The sequence below is a fragment of the Pseudomonas sp. MS15a(2019) genome (genome assembly GCF_013277805.1).
Classification (GTDB): Bacteria; Pseudomonadota; Gammaproteobacteria; order Pseudomonadales; family Pseudomonadaceae; genus Chryseomonas; species Chryseomonas benzopyrenica.
Map to the genome: position 1 here is coordinate 1 of NZ_VBTN01000017.1, position 19,457 is coordinate 19,457.

The window sequence follows — 19,457 nt, forward strand, 5'->3', positions numbered from 1 at the left end:
GACCTTATCAACCACGACAGGCCCTTTAGAGGACCTGTTGTGATTGATGGGAGAGATGGTATCTACGGCGGTTTGATGACACACCCGTAGGTTGGCGCTGAGCGCAGCGAAGCCCAACGGCGCCGCCTGCCCCGAAGGTCTGGCTGCCCAGTAGCAGCGCCATGACCAGCTAGGCGGTTCAGCTGCGCCTAACGCTGGTACCGATCGGTGGCCTTTCCTACTTCCGCAAGAGCTTTTGCAGCCGGGCGTGCTGCCAGAGGGCGATCCTGTCGCGCAGGAAGAAGGTCTGGATGCCACGACCCAGCAACAGAATTCCCCAGATGGCGGCGACCCACAGGGACCAGTGGCTCTCAGGCGAGGTCGCGCGATTGAGCACATAGAGAAAGACACAGATGACCAGGCCGCGCAGCACCTGCCAATAGAAGCCGATCTCGGCGGCGACCTGTTCACGGGCATTCGCGATTCGCTCGTCTGCAGCGGATCCCACTGCTTGAGTGGCTTGCCCTGTCAGGTCGGCAACGCTGATTTCCAGAACGGCAGCCAGGGCGCTCAGGGTCTCCAGACTGGCCTGCTCGCCATTTTCGATGCGTTGCACCGTACGGGTGCTGATGCCCGCGAGTTCAGCCAGCTGCTCTTGCGACCACGCTCGGGCCAGGCGGTGTTCCTTGATCTTGTTAGGCAGTTGCATCTCGGTTTCTCCAGCGGTGGTGGACGAGCAAAAGCCTAGCCGCAGGGCCTTCTGTCCGACACGACGACAACCCGACAGCAGCCTGACAGCGAGGTGACAGGGACCTGACGGCCTCGCTAACAGGGAAGGCGGAAGCCCGTCTCCTCACAGGGTCTTCCCTGTCCATCCACTCTACACCGGCTACACGCGGTGAAAACCGTCCAGGGATTTCCACAGCAGGTTCGACTCCGCGGGGGTAAGGCTGCGCCGTTACCTCCGCTACGGACGCTATCGGTCCGTAGCGTGGAAAGCCGCTGGGCGTTTTCCACTGGGCGTTGAGTATCGCCAGCGGACAGGGCTTCGCCGCCTTCCACCCTAATCGTCGGCGATCAGCCGCTTGCCCAGGGTGATGACCTCGGCTTCCACATAACCCAAGGCCGTATAGAAGCCGATGATTGCCGCATTGTCCCGCCGCACCATCAGCTGCAGCTTGGGGCAGCCGCGTTCGCTCAGCAGCTGTTCGGCAGTCGCCACCAGCCGCCGGGCGTGGCCACGCCGCTGATGCTCCGGTGCCACCGCCAGGTAGTAGAGCCAGCCGCGATGGCCATCGGTGCCGACCATGACGCTGGCCATGAGGGTGCCGTCCACCTCGCCCACCAGGAACAACTCGGGTTGCTCGGCAAGCTTGCGCTGGATGTCACGGTAGGGATCGTTCCAGGGGCGAGTCATATCACAGGCCTGCCAGAGGCTGACCAGGGCATCGGTGTCGGCGGACTGGAAGGGGCGGATGTGCATGGGGCGGGATCTCCATCGCGGCCATGGCGGTGCGCCGTAGCGACCGCTCCTACAGGTTACGGTACACCCTGTAGGAGCGGCCCATGGCCGCGATCAGCTTTTCCAGCTAGAGAAAGTTCTCCGCATAGTGGCAGGCCACCTGGCGGGCTTCCACGTTGCGCAACGCCGGGACCTCGGTCTTGCACTTCTCCGTCGCATAGGGGCAACGACGGTGGAAGACGCAACCGGGTGGCGGATCCAGCGGATTGGGCAGTTCGCCCTGAATGCGGATGCGCGGCTTGCTCTGATCCGGGTGCAGACTCGGGGTGGCCGACAGCAGCATCTGGGTATAGGGATGCAGGGGCCGCTCGAACAGCAGGTCGCGACTGGTCTTTTCGACGATGCAGCCCAGGTACATCACCATCACCTCGTCGGCGATATGGCGCACCACCGAGAGGTTGTGGGAGATGAACACATAGGCGGTCCGGTACTGCTGCTGCAGATCCATGAACAGATTGAGCACCTGCGCCTGGATGGAAACGTCCAGCGCCGAGGTCGGCTCGTCCGCCACCAGCACCTTGGGCTGCAGCATCATGGCGCGGGCCACGGCGATACGCTGGCGCTGGCCACCGGAGAACATGTGCGGATAGCGCTGGTAGTGCTCCGGACGCAGGCCCACCTGCTGCATCATCGCCTGCACCTTCTCGCGTCTTTCGCTGCGGGACAGGCTAGTGTTGATCTGCAGCGGTTCGGCCAGCTGGTCGCCGATCTTGCGCCGCGGATTGAGCGAGGCGTAGGGGTTCTGGAACACCATCTGCACCTCGCGGCGCAGTTCCTTGCGGCGGGCGGCGTCGGCGTTGGCCACGTCCTGGCCGCCGATGACCAGGCTGCCGGCGGTGGGCTGCTCGATCAGGGTCAGGGCACGGGCCAGGGTCGACTTGCCGCAACCGGACTCACCCACCACGGCCAGGGTGCGCCCGGCCTGCAGGTCGAAGGAGACGCCGTTGAGCGCCTTGACCGTGGCATTGTCCTTGAACAGCCCGCGGGAGATTTGATAGTGCTGGGTCAGGCCCTTGGCTTCGAGCACGAGGTGCTCGGGCGCCTGCTCCGCAGGGGTGGAGCGGGCGAGGACGGTGGCTTCAGACGGCGCCATGGCGATCCTCCGGCAACTGGCTGGGACGTTGATGTTCGGGCAGCACCTCGGGCACCTCGCCGGGCGCTACGTTGCGCGGGAAGAAGCAGCGCACCGCCCCGCGATCGTAGGGCTCCAGCGCCGGGCGCTCCTGGCAGCGCGGCTGCACATAGGGGCAGCGCGGGCTGAGCAGGCAGCCGGCCGGCCGGTCGTAGCGACCGGGGACGATGCCGGGCAGGGTGTGCAGGCGGTCGGTCTGGCTGTGTTCGGGAATGGCCGCCAGCAGAGCTTCGGTGTAGGGATGGGCGGGGGCGTCGAACAGCGTCGGCACCACGCCTTTCTCCACCGCCTGACCGGCATACATCACCACCACGCGCTGGGCGGTCTCGGCCACCACGGCGAGGTCGTGGGTGATGAGGATCAGGCCCATGCCCTCGTCGCGCTGCAGATTGACCAGCAGCTCCATGATCTGCGCCTGGATGGTCACGTCCAAGGCGGTGGTGGGTTCGTCGGCGATGAGCAGGCGCGGCTCGGCGGCGATGGCCATGGCGATGGCGACGCGCTGGCTCATGCCCCCGGACAGCTGGTGCGGATAGGCGCCGAGGCGACTGGCCGCGGCCGGGATCTCGACCTTTTCCAGCAATTCCAGGGCGCGCTGGCGAGCGGCGCGACCCTTGAGGCCCAGGTGCTGGCGGATCACCTCTTCCAGCTGGAAGCCCACGGTGTAGCTGGGGTTGAGCGCCGTCATCGGGTCCTGGAAGACCATCGACAGCTCCTTGCCTATCAGGTGCCGCCGGCGGCGGCCCTTGAGGCTGAGCAGGTCCTGGCCGTCGAAGGCCAGGCGGTCGGCGGTGATGCGGCCGGGGTGATCGATCAGGCCCATCACGGCCATCATGGTCACCGACTTGCCGGAGCCGGATTCGCCGACGATGGCGACGATCTCGCCCTGATCCACGGTGAGATCGAGGCCTTCCACCACCGGCGGGGCGTCGGTGCCACCGAAGCGCACCGAGAGGTTCTGGATTTCGAGGAGGCTCATGACTGCACCTTCAGACGCGGATCGAGGGCATCGCGCAGGCCGTCGCCCATCAGGTTGATGGCCAGCACGGTGAAGAGGATGGCGAGACCCGGCAGGGTCACCACCCACCAGGCGCGCTCGATGTAGTCGCGGGCCGAGGCCAACATGGTGCCCCACTCGGGGGTGGGCGGCTGCACGCCGAGGCCGAGGAAGCCCAGGGCGGCGGCATCGAGGATCGCCGAGGAAAAGCTCAGGGTGGCCTGGACGATCAGCGGCGCCATGCAGTTGGGCAGCACGCTGACGAACATCAGGCGCAGGGTGCCGGCGCCGGCCAGTCGCGAGGCGGTGACGTAGTCGCGATGCAGTTCGCCCATCACCGCGGCGCGGGTCAGGCGGACATAGGAGGGCAGCGAGACGATGGCGATGGCCACCACGGTGTTGATCAGGCCTGGGCCGAGGATGGCGACGATGGCCACGGCCAGCAGCAGCGAGGGCAGCGCCAGCATGATGTCCATCAGGCGCATGATCACCGGACCGGCGCGGTTGGGCGAGAAGCCGGCGACCAGCCCAAGCAGGATGCCGGGGATCAGCGAGAAGACCACCGAGGCCAGGCCGATCAGCAGCGACAGCCGGGCGCCGTGGATCAGTCGGCTGAGCAGGTCACGCCCCAGCTCGTCGGTGCCCAGCGGGAACTGGCTGTTGCCACCGTCCAGCCACAGCGGCGGGGTGAGCATGAAGTCGCGGAACTGCTCGCTGGGCGCATGGGGTGCGACCCAGGGCGCGAAGAGCGCGCAGAACACCACGATGACCATGAAGACCAGCCCACCGAGGGCGCCCTTGTTGCGGGCGAAGGCGTGCCAGAACTCCTTGAAGGGAGAGGGATAGAGGGCGCTCGGGTCTTGAGCGGCCGGGGTGTTTACCGTTGTCATAGGCTCTGTCCGTATGGGCGCATCAACGCTGGTGGCGGATGCGCGGATTGACCAGGCCGTAGAGGATGTCCACGACGAAATTGACCAGGATGACCAGGGTGGCGATCAGCAGGATGCCGTTCTGCACCACTGGGTAGTCCCGGGCGCCGATGGCCTCGATCAGCCACTTGCCGATGCCGGGCCAGGAAAAGATGGTCTCGGTGAGCACCGCGCCGGAGAGCAGGCTGCCGACCTGCAGGCCGAGCACCGTCAACACCGGGATCAGGGCATTGCGCAGGGCGTGGACGAAGACCACTCGGCCTGGCGACAGACCCTTGGCGCGAGCGGTGCGCACATAGTCCTCACGCAGGACCTCGAGCATGGCCGAGCGGGTCATGCGGGCGATTACCGCCAGGGGAATGGTGCCCACCACGATGGCCGGCAGGATCAGGTGCTTGAGGGCATCGACGAAGGCGCCGGGCTCATCGGAGAGCAGGGTGTCGATGAGCATGAAGCCGGTGCGCGGCGGAATGTCGTAGAGCAGGTCCAGGCGACCGGAGACCGGGGTCCAGCCGAGTTGCACCGAGAACAGCATGATCAGCAGCAGGCCCCACCAGAAGATCGGCATCGAATAGCCGGTCAGGGCCACGCCCATCACCCCGTGGTCCACCGTGGAGCCGCGCCTGAGGGCGGCGATGATGCCGGCCAGCACGCCGAAGACCGTGGCGAACAGCATGGCCGCCACCGAGAGTTCCAGGGTGGCCGGGAACAGGGTCAGGAATTCGTCCCAGACCCCGACGCGACTGCGTAGGGATTCGCCGAGGTTGCCCTGGGCGAGATTGCCGATGTAGTCGAAATACTGCTGGTACAGGGGCTTGTCGAGGCCCAGGCGGTGCATGGCTTCGGCGTGCATCTGCGGATCGACGCGGCGTTCGCCCATCATGACTTCCACCGGATCGCCGGGGATGAGGCGGATCAGGGCGAAGGTCAGCAGGGTGACGCCAAAGAACGTCGGTATCAGCAGCCCGAAGCGACGGGCGATGAAGGCGAGCATCGGAGGGGGTATCTCCTCTTGAGGCTGATCAAGACGGCGCGAGTACATGCCCGGCCGCGTTTTTAAGTGAGAGCCCGCGCAAAAGCTAAAGAGCTTTTGCTCTGACTCTCAGACCTTGTGGGTCTGGATTCATCCCTGAAGGGACCATCCTGGTCCGTACCGAACGCCACCTGCGGGCAGCAGGCTCGTTCGATCCTACGAGTAGGTTCGAAGAGCGCTCTGGGCCAGCGCTCCAAACCCGGCAGACTACCACGTTGCCACGGGCGTCGATATCCTCGACATGGCCGGGGCTTCGCCGGTGTTCGCGACGCGATCCCCGCCAGATGCCGGGCGCCGCGAGAAATCTGCCGGGCATGGCCGTCACAGCAGGTTGAACGGCAGGGTGGAGACCAGGCGCAGCTCCTTGACGTTGCCGTCGACCTGATTCTGGCTGGCGCGGTGATCGGTCAGCAGCAGGCGGAAGCGGCTGTCCTTGAGCGTGCCCTGTTGCACCTTGTAGGTGGTGACCAGGCCGATCTCGCGGTGCTTCTCGCCATCCTGCTGCAGGACTTCCGCATAGTTGGCGTACTTGCCGGCGCCGGCGTCGTAGTGGGTGCCGTCGATGTCCCAGCCCTTGGCGTACCAGACGCCGGTGCTCAGACCGGGCACGCCGAAGTAGCTCCAGTCGGTCTCGTAGCGGATCTGCAGCGACTTCTCGTTGGGGCCGTTGTAGTCCGAGACCAGGGAGTTGGCCAGGTAGATGGCCGCGGTCTCGTGGGCGTAGTCGAAGTACTCGTTGCCGTCGATCTGCTGGTAGGCCAGAGTCAGGCTGTGGGCTTGGTGGCTGCCGGTGAACGCCAGGCTCCAGGCAGTGTTGTCGATGTCGCCGGCCTTGGCGCTGCCGGCGTCGACGGTGCGATAGGCGTTGGCCACCGCCTTCCAGGCGAAGGTGTCGAGGTTGCCGCCGGCCTGGGTGACGCTCAGGAAGTACTGGTTCCAGACGTCTTCGAAGTTGGCGCCATAGACGCTGACCTCCCAGCCCTGGGGCAGCTTGTAGTTGCCGCCGAGAAAGCTCAGGCGGTCGGCGGTGACCTCGCGGGTGCCGTACTCGGTGGTCCACTTCTCATCGCCAGCGCCGGTCCGCGGGCTGACGCGGGTGAAGCTGCCGCCCTGCAGCGAGAGGTTGTCCCATTCATCGCTGGTCAGGGCGAAACCGTCGAAACCGGAGGGGAAGGGGCGGTTGTCGTTGTAGCTGATCACCGGGGTGTCGAGCATGAAACGACCGATCTTGAGTTCGGTGTTGGAGACGCGGAAGCGTGCATCGGCGATGCCCAGCTTGGACCACTCGGCATGGCCCTCACCCTCGGCGTTGGCCAGGGTGCGGTTGCCGCCGCCACCGATCTGGCCCTTGCCGCGCTCCAGGTTGGTGGCCTGGTAGCCGGCCACGTCGATGCCGAAGCCCACCGGACCCTGGGTGTAGCCGGAGCTGTACTTGAGCGCCGTGGCCTGGACCCAGGTATTGCGCGAGTGGGTGCGCACCCGGGTGCCGTTCTTGCTGTAGCTGAAGACCGGATCGGAGCTGGTCTCGCGGGCAAAGAAGTTGCGCGTGGTCAGGGTCAGGCTGTCATCGGCGAAGAAGCCCTTGGCGCCTGCCTGGCCCTTCACCGGCTTCTGCACGTTGGGCAGGGTCTGGACCTCGTTGGCGTAGCTGGGATCTTCCGGCGCCGGGGACTGGGCGTGGGCGGTCAGGGCCAGGGTGAGCAGGGAGAGGGCGAGGCCTCCACGGTGGACGTTGGTCATAGAAGGTGCTCCAAAGCTATCGTTTTTTCTGTTATCTGGGCGTTTTCCGGCACGACCGAACCCGTCGCGCCGAAACACGGCGCGAGGCGGGAAAGGTCGAGGGGCGGGCCGCCCGGGCCCGGTCGCTTACGGCATCAGGTGCCGATCAGTCGAGGGTCACCGTGGAGAAGTCGTAGACCCCCAACGGACTCTGCACATAGCCCTGCACCTTGGGTTGCAGGACGTCGGTGAACAGCGGATGCGCCAGCGGAATCCAGGGCATCTGCTGGTGGAAGATCTGCTGGGCCTGCTCATACAGCGCCGTGCGCTGGGCCGGGTCGTTGATGCGCTTGGCCTTTTCGATGGCGTCGTTGAAGGCCTTGTCGCACCAGAAGGCGCGGTTCTCGCCACTTTCAGTCGCAGCGCAGCTCAGGTTGGTGGTGAGGAAGTTGTCCGGATCGCCGTTGTCGCCGGTCCAGCTCATCATCATCAGGTCGTGCTCGCCGGCCTTGGTGCGCTTGACGAACTCGCCCCACTCGAACTGGGTGATCTCGGCCTTGATGCCGATCTTGGCCAGGTCACCCTGGATCAGCTGGGCCACCAGGGCCGGACTGCCGCCCGGGCCGCTGCCGGTGCTGATGTAGTACTTGAGGGTGAGGCCGTCGGTGTAGCCGGCTTCCTTGAGCAGCGCCTTGGCTTTTTCCACATCATGGGGCCAGGGCTTGATGTCCTTGGCGTAGCCCAGCAGCGAAGAGGGATAGGGATTGATCGCCGCCTTGGCACCGCCTTCGCCGAACACCGTCTTCAGGTAGTTCTGCTGATCGAAGGCCATGGCGATGGCCTGGCGGACCCGTACGTCGCTCAGCGCCTTGTGCCGGGTGTTCATCGCCAGGAAGGAGGTGGTCTGGCTTTCCACCTGGGCCAGCTTGAGGCTCTTGTCCTGCTTGAGCATCGGCACGTCCTGCGGTTTGACCGTCAGGCCGATCTGGCACTCGTTGTTGCGCACCCGCTGGATGCGCACGTTGGGATCCAGGGTCACCGCCAGCACCAGGCCATCCATCTGCGGCTTCTTGCCGAAGTAGTCCGGATTGACCTTGTAGCGGGTATTGGAATCCTTGGCATAGCGCTGGAAGACGAAGGGGCCGGTGCCGATGGGCTTCTGGTTGATGTCGTCGGTCTTCTTGCTGGCGAGCAGGCTGTCGGCGTATTCCTTGGACAGGATCGAACCGAAGGCCATGGCCAGGTCGGCGAGGAAGGGCGCCTCGGGCTGGTTGAGGGTGAAGCGCACATGGCTGTCGTCCACCTTGTCGATGGACTTGATCAGGGTGCCCATCTCCATGGCCGCGGCATAGGGATAGCCGCTGGGGGAGAGGTTGTACCAGGGATTGTTCTTGTCGAGCATGCGCTCGAAGCTGAACACCACGTCGTCGGCGTTGAAGTCGCGGCTGGGCTTGAAGTAATCGGTGGTGTGGAATTTCACCCCCTGGCGCAGGGCGAAGGTGTATTGCAGGCCATCGGCGGAGACCTCCCAGCTTTCGGCCAGGCCCGGCTCCAGCTCGGCGGTGCCCTGCTTGAATTCCACCAGGCGGTTGTACAGCGGCGTGGCCGAGGCATTGAAGGTATAGCCGGAGGTGTAGCGACCCGGATCGAAGCCTTCCGGATTGGCCTCGGTGCAGACCACCAGGGGCCGGGCGAGGGCGGCATTGGCCGTCAGGCAGAGGAGGGCGGCGAGAGACAGCGAGAATAGCGGTTTGGACACGGAAGGCTCCTCGTGAAGGCCCGCCAGGCGGGCCGGACAGGATCAGCGGTCGAGGCTTACGCCATAGAAACCGGTGACGCCGAAGGGGTTGATCTTGAAGCCCTGCACTTCTTTGCGCATGGGCTGGGACACCACCGAATGGGCCATGGGGCTCACCGGCATCTGCTGGCGAATGAGTTGTTGCGCCTGCTCGTAGAGACGGGTGCGCTCGGTGCGATCGTTGCTGGTCTTGGCCTGCTGGATCAGGGCGTCGTAGTCCTTGTCGCACCAGCGCGCATAGTTGCTGCCGCCGATGGCGCTGCAGCCATAGAGCACGCCCAGCCAGTTGTCCGGATCGCCGTTGTCACCGGTCCAGCCATAGGTCAGGACATCGTGTTCGCCGGCCTTGGCTCTCTTGATGTATTCGCCCCATTCGTAGCTGACGATCTTGGCCTTGATGCCGACCTTGGCCCAGTCCTGCTGGATCATCTGCGCCGACTGGCGGGCGTTGGGGTTGGAAGAGCGCTGCACGGTCATGGCCCAGAGGGCGATTTCGGTGCCGTCCTTGATCCCGGCCTGCTTGAGCAGGGCGCGGGCCTTGGTCGGATCATAGGGCGCGCCCTTGATGCTCTTGCCGTAGGACCACTGGTTGGGCGGGATCACGTTCTGCGCCACCTGGCCAGCGCCCTGGAACACGGTGTCGACAATGGCCTGCTTGTTGATGGCCATGTCCAGGGCGCGGCGCACCTCGGGCTTGTCCAGCGGCGGATGCTGGACGTTGTAGGCGAGGAAGCCGACGTTGAAACCTGGCTGCTGCAGCACCTTGAGATGAGGATCCTGCTTCATCTCCACCAGATCCGCCGGGCGCGCATAGCCGCTGACCTGGCACTCGTTGGCCTTGAGCTTCTGCAGGCGGGTAGCGGCATCGGGGGTAATGGCGAAGATCAGGTTGTCGAGCTTGACGTCCTCGGGCTTCCAGTAGTCCGGATTACCCTTGAAGCGGATCACCGCATCCTTCTGGTAGCGACTGAAGACGAAGGGACCGGTGCCGATGGGCTGCTGGTTGAGCAGCTCGGGCTTGCCTTCCTTGAGCAACTGATCGGCGTATTCGGCCGATTGAATGGAGGCGAAGCTCATCGCCAAGTCGGCGGCGAAGGCGGCGTCCACCTTGTTCAGGGTGAAGACCACGGTGTGGTCGTCGACCTTGGCCACCTTGGCGATGTTCTGGTCCAGCCCCATGTCGGTGAAGTAGGGGAATTCGGTGGGATAGGCCTTACGGAACGGCTGGTTTTTATCCAGCATGCGCTGGAAGGTGAAGACCACGTCGTCGGCGTTGAAGTCGCGCGTGGGCTTGAAGTAGTCGGTGGTGTGGAATTTCACGCCCTGGCGCAGGTGGAAGGTATAGGTCTTGCCATCCGCGCTCACGTCCCATTGGGTCGCCAGGCCCGGCTCCAGGGTGGTGCCGCCACGCTGGAACTGCACCAGGCGGTTGAAGACCGTTTCGGCCGAGGCATCGAATTCGGTACCCGAGGTGTATTGCGCCGGATCGAAACCGGCCGGGCTGGCTTCCGAGCAATAGACAAGATTGCTCGCGGCCTGGGCCACGGGAGCGCAGGCGAGCAGGCTCGCCGCCAGCAACGAGTAGGCGTAGGGAAGGCGCATGGGTCTCACTCCATCAGTCAAATGAACGGCCAAGGCCGGGAGTCTAGCTCCCGACCCTGGCCAAGCGGCTTCACTTGCTGACGCTGACGCCGTAGAACTGGTTCAGTCCGAAGGGGCTGATCTTGAAGCCCTGGACCTCTTTGCGCATGGGCATATAGAGGGTCGAATGGGCGATGGGCGCCAGCGGGCGCTGCTCCATGATGACCTTCTGAGCCTGCTGGTAGAGCTCGGTACGCTTGGCTTGGTCGGTGGTGCGCTTGGCAGCCTGGATCAGATCCTCGTAGGGCTTGTAGCACCACATGGAGAAGTTGTTGCCACCGACCGCGTCGCAGCCGAAGTTGGTGCCCAACCAGTTGTCCGGGTCACCGTTGTCGCCACTCCAGCCGATCAACAGGCTGTCGTGCTCGCCGTTATGGGCACGCTTGATGTACTCGCCCCATTCGTAGCTGACGATCCTGGCCTTGACGCCGACCTTGGACCAATCCTGCTGGATCATCTCGGCCATCAGGCGAGCATTGGGGTTGTAGGGGCGTTGCACCGGCATGGCCCAGAGGGTGATCTCGGTGCCTTCCTTGACGCCTGCCTTCTCCAGCATGGCCTTGGCTTTGGCAGGATCGTAAGGCACCGCCTTGATCGAGGTGTCATAGGACCACTGGGTCGGCGGCATGGCATTGACCGCCTCCTGACCGGCGCCCTGGTAGACGGTGTCGATGATGGCCTTCTTGTTGATAGCCATATCCAGCGCCTGGCGCACCTCGATCTTGTCCAGCGGCGCGTGCTTGACGTTGAAGCCCAGCCAGCCTTCGTTGAAGCCGGGCTGCGACGGCATCTGCAGGTTGGCGTCCTTCTTCAGACCTTCCAGGTCGGCCGGGCGCGGGTAGGCGGTGATCTGGCACTCGCCGGCCTTGAGTTTCTGGATGCGTACGGAAGGATCGGTGTTGATGGAGAAGATCAGGTTGTCCACCTTGGGGCCGTCTTCCTTGTCCCAGTAGCTGGGGTTGGCCTTGAAGCGGATCACCGCATCCTTCTGGTAGCGGCTGAAGACGAAGGGCCCTGTGCCGACCGGTTTCTGGTTGATATCGGCGGCCTTGCCCTGCTTGAGTAGCTGATCGGCGTACTCGGCGGACAGGATCGAAGCGAAAGGCATGGCGACGTTCTGCAGGAAGGCCGCGTCGACGTCGTTCAGGGTGAAGCGCACGCTGTGCTCATCGACCTTCTCGACCTTGGCGATATTCTTGTCCAGGCCCATGTCGGTGAAGTAGGGGAACTCGGTGGGATAGGCCTTACGGAACGGCTGGTTCTTGTCCAGCATGCGCTGGAAGGTGAAGACCACGTCATCGGCATTGAAGTCGCGGGTCGGCTTGAAGTAGTCGGTGGTATGGAACTTCACGCCCTGGCGCAGATGGAAGGTGTAGGTCTTGCTGTCCGGGCTGATGTCCCAGCTTTCGGCCAGGCCAGGCTTGACCTGGGTGCCGCCGCGCTCGAACTGCACCAGTTCGTTGAACACGGTCTCGGCCGAGGCGTCCCAGTCGGTGCCAGTGGTGTATTGCGCCGGATCGAAGCCGGCGGGGCTGCCTTCGGAGCAGAACACCAGGTTGGCCGCCTGGGCCAGGGGTGCGCCGGCCAGCAGACCGGAAGCGAAGAGGGCAGCGAGTACGTTCTTGTGCATGGAGACCTCATGTCGGGGACGGCGCAACACGATGTGGCGTTGCGAAACAGAATGCCGGTGTCTTGTGGACAAATGAGCCCACATGCACAGCTTATGCCCATGTCCATAGCTCAGGCGAGCTATTGACCCAAGGTGACCCAAACACAAAACAGATGTCGCAAAGATGTAAGACGAGGTGTCGCAACTAGAAATCGGTGCGCACCAAAAGTGCGCACCGAGACAGCATTGTTACTTTTCTGCACTAGATCAGGGCATCTGTACTTCGATGGTACCGCCTGCCGTCACTTCGACAGTGGTCGTGCCCGGGGCGACGTCAGGGGTCACGGCATCACTGGCGGCCTTCATCGCCGACATGCGCAGCATCGGCAGCGGCTGGGGAACACCGCTGGTGCCCAGGTCCAGATTGACGATGCGATAGCCCGAGCCACCCAGGGCCTCGGTGGCCAACTGGGCGCGTGCCTTGAAGGCGGCCACGGCGTCCTTGAACAGGGCGTCCTCCTGCTGCTTGCGGGTGCCGTCGGCGATGGTGAATTGCAGATTGCCCATCTTCAGGCTGCCCAGCAGTTCGCCGGTCAGCTTGGACAGGGCGGCGAAGTCGGCGCTTTCCAGGCGCAGTTCACCGCGCTCGCGCCAGGCGTTGATCGCCCGACCCTGATCTTCGTAGACCGGATAGGTGTTGCGATTGCCCAGGGAGACATCCACGCCTTTGACCTTGCGTGCCTGTTCTAGAGCCGCGTTGAGGGTCTTGGTGGTGTCGCTGGCCAGGGCCGCCGGATCCTGGCCCTGGCTTTCGGTATAGAGCATGACCTGCATGCGGTCGCGCGGCACTTCACGACTGACCTCGGCCCTCAGGCTGATCTGGTTGTAGCGCGGTTCGTCGGCCTGGACGCCGGTGGCGAGCAGGGCACTGAACAGGGCGGCGCCCAGCGCGAGCGGGCGTAGGGAAGGGGTCATGGTGTTCTCCTGATTGGCGGTACGACAGCGGTGTGACCTCAGACCCGCCGGTTGGTGCGTCGCTTTGCCGCGTCGGCGGCTGAGGGCGAACGGCTCTCGCTATAATGGCGAGTCTGCTCTGACGGGCAGGCCCGCCAGGGGCTGCCGTCTCGATCGTTTCTTGCGCCTGGAACCTCGCATGTTCTCCTTGCCCGTTCAATGGTTGTCCGCCAATCGCCAGAATCTCGGGCGCCTGGTGCTTATCCGCGTGCTGGTGCTGGCCGCCCAGGCCGGCTCGGTCGGCATCGCCCGGCTGTCGGGCATCGTCCAGCTGCCCTGGACGGCCCTGGCCATCACCCTGGGCGTCTCGGCGGTGCTCTGCCTGTTCGCCGCCCTGCGGCTGACCCGCCCCTGGCCGGTCACCGAGCAGGAATATGCCGCGCACCTGGGCTGCGACCTGGCCATCCACAGCGCCCTGTTGTATTTCGCCGGAGGTCCGACCAACCCCTTCGCCTCCTATTACCTGGTGCCCCTGACCATCGCCGCGGCCACGCTGCCCTGGCTCTACACCCTGGTGCTGGCGGCCCTGACCCTGGTGGTCTTCTCGCTGATGCTGCTCTCCTACGAGCCGCTGCATCTGCTGGTGGCCAACGACGGTGCGGTGCTCAGCTACGGCATGTGGCTGAGCTTCGCCCTGTCCGCCGCCGTCATCACCCTGTTCGTCGCGAGGATGGCCACTGCCCTGCGCGAGCAGGAAAATCTGCAGGCCCAGCGCCGCGAGCAAGCCATGCGCGACCAGCAACTGCTGGCGGTGGCCACCCAGGCCGCGGGCGCTGCCCACGAACTGGGCACGCCGCTGTCTACCATGAGCGTGCTGCTCAAGGAATTGCAGCAGGAGCATGCCAATCAGCCGACCCTGAGCGAGGACCTCAAGCTGTTGCAGGCGCAGGTCGGCCAGTGCAAGCAGACCCTGCAGCAACTGGTGCGCGCCGCCGAGGCCGACCGCCGGCAGACGGTGCAGGAACAGACCGCCGTGGAGTGGCTAGAGGCGACCATGGATCGCTGGCACCTGATGCGCCCGGAAGCCAGCTACAGTTTCGAGGTGGTCAGTCTGGGCACGCCGCCGCGGCTGACGCCGCCGGTCGAACTTACCCAGGCGCTGCTGAATCTACTCAACAATGCCGCCGACGCCTGCCCGGAAAACCTGGCCATCCGTCTGCACTGGGATGCCCGCGAGCTATGCCTGTCGATCCGCGACCATGGCGCCGGCGTGCCTCTGGCCATCGCCGAGCAGCTGGGCAAGCCCTTCTTCACCACCAAGGGCAAGGGCTTCGGCCTGGGCCTGTTCCTCAGCCAGGCCAGCGTCACCCGCGCCGGTGGCACGGTGAAGCTCTACAATCACGAAGAAGGCGGCACCCTGACCGAATTGCGCCTGCCGCGGCACTACGCCCTGGCGTGAATGCCTGGAGAATTCTATGACTGACGACCTCAACAGCGGTTTCGACGACCAGCCCCATATCCTGCTGGTCGACGACGACCCTACCTTTACCCGGGTGATGGCCCGCGCCATGGACCGTCGCGGCCTGCGCGTGTCCATCGCCGACAGCGCCGAAGAAGGCCTGCAGCTGGCCAAGGACGACCTGCCGGACTACGCCGTGGTCGACCTGAAGATGGAAGGCGACTCGGGCCTGGTGCTGCTGCCCAAGCTGCTGGAATTGCATCCGGACATGCGCGTGGTCTTGCTGACCGGCTATTCCAGCATCGCCACCGCCGTGGAAGCCATCAAGCGCGGCGCCACCAACTACCTGTGCAAGCCGGCTGATGCCGACGACGTCCTGGCTGCCCTGCTCGCCCAGCACGCCGATCTCGACACCCTGGTACCAGACAATCCCATGTCGGTGGATCGCCTGCAGTGGGAGCACATCCAGCGGGTACTGTCCGAGCACGAAGGCAACATCTCGGCGACCGCCCGCGCCTTGGGCATGCACCGCCGTACCCTACAGCGCAAGCTGCAGAAGCGCCCCGTACGCCGCTGAGCGAGCCTCATCGTCCACCGGCCATGGACGATGAGTGTTACATTGTTTCAGTCAGAATTCGTTCAGGCTTTCCGGCATAGGCTGTGCAGGCGTCTCGTTGAGCAGTCCTTGAGAGTCCGAGCATGTCCGAATCCGCCGTACCCGTGCCCTCCGTCTACGGGGCTTCCCGTGGGCATTTCCTGGCCCGCGTCTGGGCCCTGATCACCCCCTACTGGCGCAGTGAAGAGAAGGGCAAGGCCTGGCTCCTGCTGTCCGTGGTCATCGCCCTGTCCCTGGCCGGGGTCGGCCTGTCGGTGGCCCTGAACACCTGGTATCGCTACTTCTACGATGCCCTGCAGAATCGCGATCTGGCCGCCTTCATCCGGCTGATGCTGTACTTCTGCGGCCTGGCGACCACCGCCATCCTGCTGGCGGTGTACCGGCTGTACCTGACCCAGGCGCTGACCATCAACTGGCGGCGCTGGCTGACCGAAAAGCACTTCGGCCTCTGGCTGTCCGATCGCAACTACTATCAGCTGGAACGTGAGGGTGGTGCCGATAACCCCGACCAGCGTCTCACCGAAGACATCCGCGACTTCGCCGACACCACCCTGAGTCTGGGCCTGGGCTTCATCCGTACCGTGGTCAGCCTGGTGTCCTTCAGCATCATCCTGTTCGGCATCTCCGGCGACATCACCCTGTTCGGCATCACCATCCCGGCCTATATGTTCTGGGCCGCGCTGATCTACGCCACCATCGGTACCTGGCTGACCCACCTCATCGGCCGTCGGCTGATCGGCCTCTACAACCAGCAGCAGCGCTATGAGGCCGACCTGCGCTTCGGCCTGATCCGCGTCCGCGAGAAGGCCGAGAGCGTGGCGTTGTTTCGCGGTGAAGCCAACGAGCACCAGCGTCTGCTGGAGCGCTTCGGCTATGTCTGGGGCAACTACCACCTGGTAATGAACTACACCAAGCGACTGACCTTCTTCACCGCCGGCTACAGCCAGATCGCCATCATCGCCGGCTTCGTCCTGGCGGCGCCGCGTTACTTTTCCGGCAAGATCCAGCTGGGCGATCTGATGCAGATCAACTCGGCCTTCGGCAATGTCCAGGAAAGCCTCAGCTGGTTCGTCGACGCCTACGTCAGCCTGGCGTCCTGGCGCGCCATCTCCGATCGCCTGCTCACCTTCCGCGAGACCATGGCCGAACTGGGCCAGGAATCCGAAGTGCTGGTGCCGCGTGCCGGCGATCAGGACCTGCTGCTGGAGAGCCTCACCCTGAGCGCCGCCGGCCGGCTGCTGCTACACCCCACCGATCTGCGCATCGCCCGTGGTGAGCACCTGCTGATCGAAGGCGCCTCGGGCAGCGGCAAGAGCACCCTGCTGCGCGCCCTGGCCGGACTCTGGCGGCAAGGGCAGGGCGGTATCGCCGTACCGCCGGGGCGTCAGCTGTTCCTGCCGCAGCAACCCTATCTGCCCATCGGCACCCTGCGTGAAGCCCTGGCCTATCCGCAGCCGGCGGATGCCTATTCCGACGAGCGCCTGGCCGCGGTGCTGCATCAATGCCGCCTCGATCACCTGCGCGAGCACCTGGACGAAGCCCGTCATTGGGAGCGCACCCTGTCGCCGGGCGAGCAGCAGCGCGTGGCCCTGGCGCGGGCGCTGCTCTATGCCCCCGACTGGCTGTTCCTCGATGAAGCCAGCTCGGCATTGAGCGAAGCGGACGAACGCGCCCTTTACGAACGCCTGCTGAGCGAGAATCCCGGCCTTACCCTGGTCAGCGTCGGCCACCGTCCGAGTCTGCGCGCCTACCACCGCCGCCACCTGCTGCTGGAGGGACAAGAACTGCGTCCTAGAGCGGTTGGCGAAGTGCCTTGATATGGACTAAGCGGTCTAAATCGGGCGTTTTGGGGAAGGTGGGTGCTATGATTCCGGAGTTACTTCAATTGGTACGAAAATCCATGTCAGCACCCACCGTATCCCGCCCCCGAAAAAGACCCCGTAGCCTGGCAGAAGAGGTCGTCGGGGTGCTGATTCAGCAGATCGGCGACGGCCAGTTCCAGCCCGGCGACAAGCTTCCCACTGAGTCGGCCATCATGCAGGCCCAGGGCGTGAGCCGCACCGTGGTGCGCGAGGCCATTTCCCGACTGCAGGCCGGTGGCTATGTGGAGACCCGCCACGGCATCGGCACCTTCGTGCTGGAGCGGCGCCCCGAGTCGCCGCTGCCGATCGATCCAGCCACCATCACCACCCTCAAGGACGTGCTGGCGATGCTCGAATTGCGCATCAGCCTGGAAGTCGAGGCCGCCGGTCTGGCCGCCCAGCGCCGCTCGGCCGAGCAACTGCAGGCCATGTGGGCATTGCTGGAAGCCATGCGCACCGGCGTCGAAGAGCCTGATCGCGCGGTGAGCGCCGACCTGGAGCTGCACCTGCTGATCGCCAGCTCGACCGGCAATCGCTATTTCAGCGACATCATGAGCTACCTGGGCACGGTGCTGATTCCCCGGACCCGCCTCAATTCCGCCTATCTCGCCCACGATGACCAGCAGCTCTACCAGCGTCGTCTGGATGCGGAGCACGAAGCCATCGTCCAGGCCATCGAAGACGGCAACTTGGAAGCGGCTCGCGCCGCCATGCGGCTTCACCTGAGCAACAGTCGAGAGCGTCTGAGACGCGCTCACGAAGAAATGGAGCGTCAGGCGGAAGAGGTCTGAAACAGGGCTGGAGCGTCTTAAGGAGCATTTTTCTGGTTGGGGCTTGCCCCTTCCATAAAAGAGGTTGTACGATGACTTACAACAGGTGGCGGACCTGCCGCACCTTAGTCCAACCTATGCCGAGGCACTCAAGATGACTCCACAAGAACTCAAACACGTCCTCTCTTCCGGTCTGCTGTCCTTCCCGCTGACCGACTTCGATGCCAACGGCGACTTCCGTCCCGACACCTATGCCAAGCGCCTGGAGTGGCTGGCCCCCTATGGCGCGACCGCGCTGTTCGCCGCCGGTGGCACCGGTGAATTCTTTTCCCTGGAAGCCAGCGAATACAGCGGCATCATCAAGACCGCCGTGGATACCTGCCAGGGCAGCGTACCGATCCTCGCCGGTGTCGGTGGCTCCACCCGTCAGGCCATCGCCTATGCACAGGAAGCCGAGCGTCTGGGCGCCAAGGGTCTGCTGCTGCTGCCGCACTACCTGACCGAAGCCAGCCAGGACGGCGTGGCCGCTCATGTCGAAGCCGTCTGCAAGTCGGTCAAGATCGGTGTGGTGGTCTACAACCGCAACGTCTGCCGCCTGCAGCCGCACCATCTGGAGCAACTGGCCGAGCGCTGCCCGAACCTGATCGGCTACAAGGACGGCCTGGGCGACATCGAGCTGATGGTCGCCATCCGCCGCCGCCTGGGTGATCGCTTCAGCTACCTGGGTGGCCTGCCCACCGCGGAAGTCTATGCCGCCGCCTACAAGGCGCTGGGTGTTCCGGTCTATTCCTCGGCCGTGTTCAACTTCGTTCCCAAGACCGCCGTGCAATTCTACGAAGCCATCGCCCGTGACGATCATGAGGCGGTCGGCAAGCTGATCGACGACTTCTTCCTGCCGTACCTGGAAATCCGCAACCGTTGCGCCGGCTATGCCGTCAGCATCGTCAAGGCGGGCGCCAAGATCGCTGGCTACGATGCCGGTCCCGTGCGTACCCCGCTGACCGATCTCAAGCAGGACGAATACGAGCAACTGGCGGCACTGATGGACAAGCTCGGTCCGCAGTAACCACGGTTATCTAAGAGCGGCCTCACGGCCTCTCTTCCTGTTGCACAACCCGCGTCCAGTCTCTTGGTCGCGGGCTTTTTTTGTCCGCTTTACCTGAGTGCGGCGGGGTTTGAGGGCGTTAGGGTGTGGGTGCCACGCTGGATTACCCACCACGCCCCGATCCTGGAAAGGGTAGGGCGGCACCTGCCCATCCGTGCAAGGTGCAGCCAGAGAATCCCGCCATGAGCGCGGCCCTGTTGTGTCTGGCACTTGCCACGCCGCCTGTGCGTGCCGCCCTGGCCAAGGCAATCAGGTCGGCGCAGCCGTGAGGATTCCGCCATGCCAAGAGGCGCTTCGACGTGCAGCGCGCGGTGGCCGGACTACCCGGCCTG

The 19,457-nt window shown here is 64.6% G+C and carries 16 protein-coding genes; 5 read left to right on the forward strand and 11 right to left on the reverse strand.

Annotated elements, in window-relative coordinates:
• Positions 1 to 217: 217 nt before the first annotated feature.
• The 11 genes from FEZ61_RS22690 to FEZ61_RS22740 all read right to left on the reverse strand — a co-directional run bounded on the left by FEZ61_RS22690 (position 218) and on the right by FEZ61_RS22740 (position 13,334).
• On the reverse strand, positions 218 to 688 hold the full coding sequence (locus FEZ61_RS22690; RefSeq protein WP_017642404.1) for a helix-turn-helix domain-containing protein: 471 nt from the start codon (positions 686 to 688) through the stop codon (positions 218 to 220).
• A 354-nt stretch (positions 689 to 1,042) separates the two neighbouring features.
• A complete protein-coding gene (locus tag FEZ61_RS22695; RefSeq protein ID WP_017642403.1) occupies positions 1,043 to 1,462 on the reverse strand; it encodes a GNAT family acetyltransferase in 420 nt (139 codons plus the stop codon).
• Between the two features lie 106 nt (positions 1,463 to 1,568).
• Positions 1,569 to 2,594, reverse strand: coding sequence for a peptide ABC transporter ATP-binding protein (locus FEZ61_RS22700; RefSeq protein ID WP_173150436.1), 1,026 nt, complete (start codon positions 2,592 to 2,594; stop codon positions 1,569 to 1,571).
• Positions 2,581 to 3,612 (reverse strand): ABC transporter ATP-binding protein, encoded by a 1,032-nt coding sequence (locus tag FEZ61_RS22705; RefSeq protein ID WP_017642401.1) that lies wholly within the window; start codon positions 3,610 to 3,612, stop codon positions 2,581 to 2,583. Before FEZ61_RS22705 ends, FEZ61_RS22700 begins: the two co-directional genes overlap by 14 nt.
• A complete protein-coding gene (locus FEZ61_RS22710) occupies positions 3,609 to 4,520 on the reverse strand; it encodes an ABC transporter permease subunit (protein WP_017642400.1) in 912 nt (303 codons plus the stop codon). The genes FEZ61_RS22705 and FEZ61_RS22710 overlap by 4 nt, the downstream gene beginning before the upstream one ends.
• Positions 4,521 to 4,542: 22 nt before the next feature.
• Positions 4,543 to 5,553, reverse strand: coding sequence for an ABC transporter permease subunit (locus tag FEZ61_RS22715; protein WP_017642399.1), 1,011 nt, complete (start codon positions 5,551 to 5,553; stop codon positions 4,543 to 4,545).
• 360 nt (positions 5,554 to 5,913) lie between these two features.
• Complete coding sequence (locus FEZ61_RS22720; RefSeq protein WP_017642398.1) at positions 5,914 to 7,332, reverse strand: OprD family outer membrane porin; 1,419 nt, start codon at positions 7,330 to 7,332, stop codon at positions 5,914 to 5,916.
• Positions 7,333 to 7,477: 145 nt separating this feature from the next.
• Entirely contained in the window at positions 7,478 to 9,070 is a 1,593-nt protein-coding gene (locus FEZ61_RS22725; RefSeq protein ID WP_173150438.1) for an ABC transporter substrate-binding protein, read from the reverse strand.
• 42 nt (positions 9,071 to 9,112) lie between these two features.
• Positions 9,113 to 10,711 (reverse strand): ABC transporter substrate-binding protein, encoded by a 1,599-nt coding sequence (locus FEZ61_RS22730; protein ID WP_173150440.1) that lies wholly within the window; start codon positions 10,709 to 10,711, stop codon positions 9,113 to 9,115.
• Between the two features lie 70 nt (positions 10,712 to 10,781).
• On the reverse strand, positions 10,782 to 12,380 hold the full coding sequence (locus FEZ61_RS22735) for an ABC transporter substrate-binding protein (RefSeq protein ID WP_173150442.1): 1,599 nt from the start codon (positions 12,378 to 12,380) through the stop codon (positions 10,782 to 10,784).
• A 246-nt stretch (positions 12,381 to 12,626) separates the two neighbouring features.
• Entirely contained in the window at positions 12,627 to 13,334 is a 708-nt protein-coding gene (locus tag FEZ61_RS22740; protein ID WP_017642394.1) for an SIMPL domain-containing protein, read from the reverse strand.
• Between the two features lie 178 nt (positions 13,335 to 13,512).
• On the opposite strand from FEZ61_RS22740, the gene FEZ61_RS22745 reads away from it, so the two are divergent.
• The 5 genes from FEZ61_RS22745 (at position 13,513) to kdgD (ending at position 19,086) form a co-directional block, all read left to right on the forward strand.
• A complete protein-coding gene (locus FEZ61_RS22745; protein WP_017642393.1) occupies positions 13,513 to 14,772 on the forward strand; it encodes an ATP-binding protein in 1,260 nt (419 codons plus the stop codon).
• Positions 14,773 to 14,788: 16 nt separating this feature from the next.
• On the forward strand, positions 14,789 to 15,349 hold the full coding sequence (locus tag FEZ61_RS22750) for a response regulator transcription factor (RefSeq protein ID WP_017642392.1): 561 nt from the start codon (positions 14,789 to 14,791) through the stop codon (positions 15,347 to 15,349).
• A gap of 122 nt (positions 15,350 to 15,471) precedes the next feature.
• Positions 15,472 to 17,205 carry an ABC transporter ATP-binding protein/permease gene (locus FEZ61_RS22755; protein WP_068383748.1) on the forward strand — a complete coding sequence of 578 codons (1,734 nt, stop codon included), beginning with the start codon at positions 15,472 to 15,474 and terminating at the stop codon, positions 17,203 to 17,205.
• A gap of 83 nt (positions 17,206 to 17,288) precedes the next feature.
• Complete coding sequence (locus FEZ61_RS22760; protein ID WP_026083998.1) at positions 17,289 to 18,041, forward strand: FadR/GntR family transcriptional regulator; 753 nt, start codon at positions 17,289 to 17,291, stop codon at positions 18,039 to 18,041.
• Between the two features lie 133 nt (positions 18,042 to 18,174).
• On the forward strand, positions 18,175 to 19,086 hold the full coding sequence (gene kdgD, locus FEZ61_RS22765; RefSeq protein ID WP_017642389.1) for a 5-dehydro-4-deoxyglucarate dehydratase: 912 nt from the start codon (positions 18,175 to 18,177) through the stop codon (positions 19,084 to 19,086).
• The last annotated feature ends 371 nt before the right edge of the window (positions 19,087 to 19,457 follow it).

What these genes read in the sequence shown, in the direction of transcription:
- FEZ61_RS22715 (WP_017642399.1), bottom strand. Translation starts at nt 5,553, where the DNA reads ATGCTCGCCTTCATCGCCCGTCGCTTCGGGCTGCTGATACCGACGTTC.
- FEZ61_RS22740 (WP_017642394.1), bottom strand. Translation starts at nt 13,334, where the DNA reads ATGACCCCTTCCCTACGCCCGCTCGCGCTGGGCGCCGCCCTGTTCAGT.
- FEZ61_RS22710 (WP_017642400.1), bottom strand. Translation starts at nt 4,520, where the DNA reads ATGACAACGGTAAACACCCCGGCCGCTCAAGACCCGAGCGCCCTCTAT.
- FEZ61_RS22735 (WP_173150442.1), bottom strand. Translation starts at nt 12,380, where the DNA reads ATGCACAAGAACGTACTCGCTGCCCTCTTCGCTTCCGGTCTGCTGGCC.
- FEZ61_RS22695 (WP_017642403.1), bottom strand. Translation starts at nt 1,462, where the DNA reads ATGCACATCCGCCCCTTCCAGTCCGCCGACACCGATGCCCTGGTCAGC.
- FEZ61_RS22700 (WP_173150436.1), bottom strand. Translation starts at nt 2,594, where the DNA reads ATGGCGCCGTCTGAAGCCACCGTCCTCGCCCGCTCCACCCCTGCGGAG.
- FEZ61_RS22755 (WP_068383748.1), top strand. Translation starts at nt 15,472, where the DNA reads ATGTCCGAATCCGCCGTACCCGTGCCCTCCGTCTACGGGGCTTCCCGT.
- FEZ61_RS22760 (WP_026083998.1), top strand. Translation starts at nt 17,289, where the DNA reads ATGTCAGCACCCACCGTATCCCGCCCCCGAAAAAGACCCCGTAGCCTG.
- FEZ61_RS22745 (WP_017642393.1), top strand. Translation starts at nt 13,513, where the DNA reads ATGTTCTCCTTGCCCGTTCAATGGTTGTCCGCCAATCGCCAGAATCTC.
- FEZ61_RS22705 (WP_017642401.1), bottom strand. Translation starts at nt 3,612, where the DNA reads ATGAGCCTCCTCGAAATCCAGAACCTCTCGGTGCGCTTCGGTGGCACC.
- FEZ61_RS22750 (WP_017642392.1), top strand. Translation starts at nt 14,789, where the DNA reads ATGACTGACGACCTCAACAGCGGTTTCGACGACCAGCCCCATATCCTG.
- FEZ61_RS22690 (WP_017642404.1), bottom strand. Translation starts at nt 688, where the DNA reads ATGCAACTGCCTAACAAGATCAAGGAACACCGCCTGGCCCGAGCGTGG.
- FEZ61_RS22730 (WP_173150440.1), bottom strand. Translation starts at nt 10,711, where the DNA reads ATGCGCCTTCCCTACGCCTACTCGTTGCTGGCGGCGAGCCTGCTCGCC.
- kdgD (WP_017642389.1), top strand. Translation starts at nt 18,175, where the DNA reads ATGACTCCACAAGAACTCAAACACGTCCTCTCTTCCGGTCTGCTGTCC.
- FEZ61_RS22720 (WP_017642398.1), bottom strand. Translation starts at nt 7,332, where the DNA reads ATGACCAACGTCCACCGTGGAGGCCTCGCCCTCTCCCTGCTCACCCTG.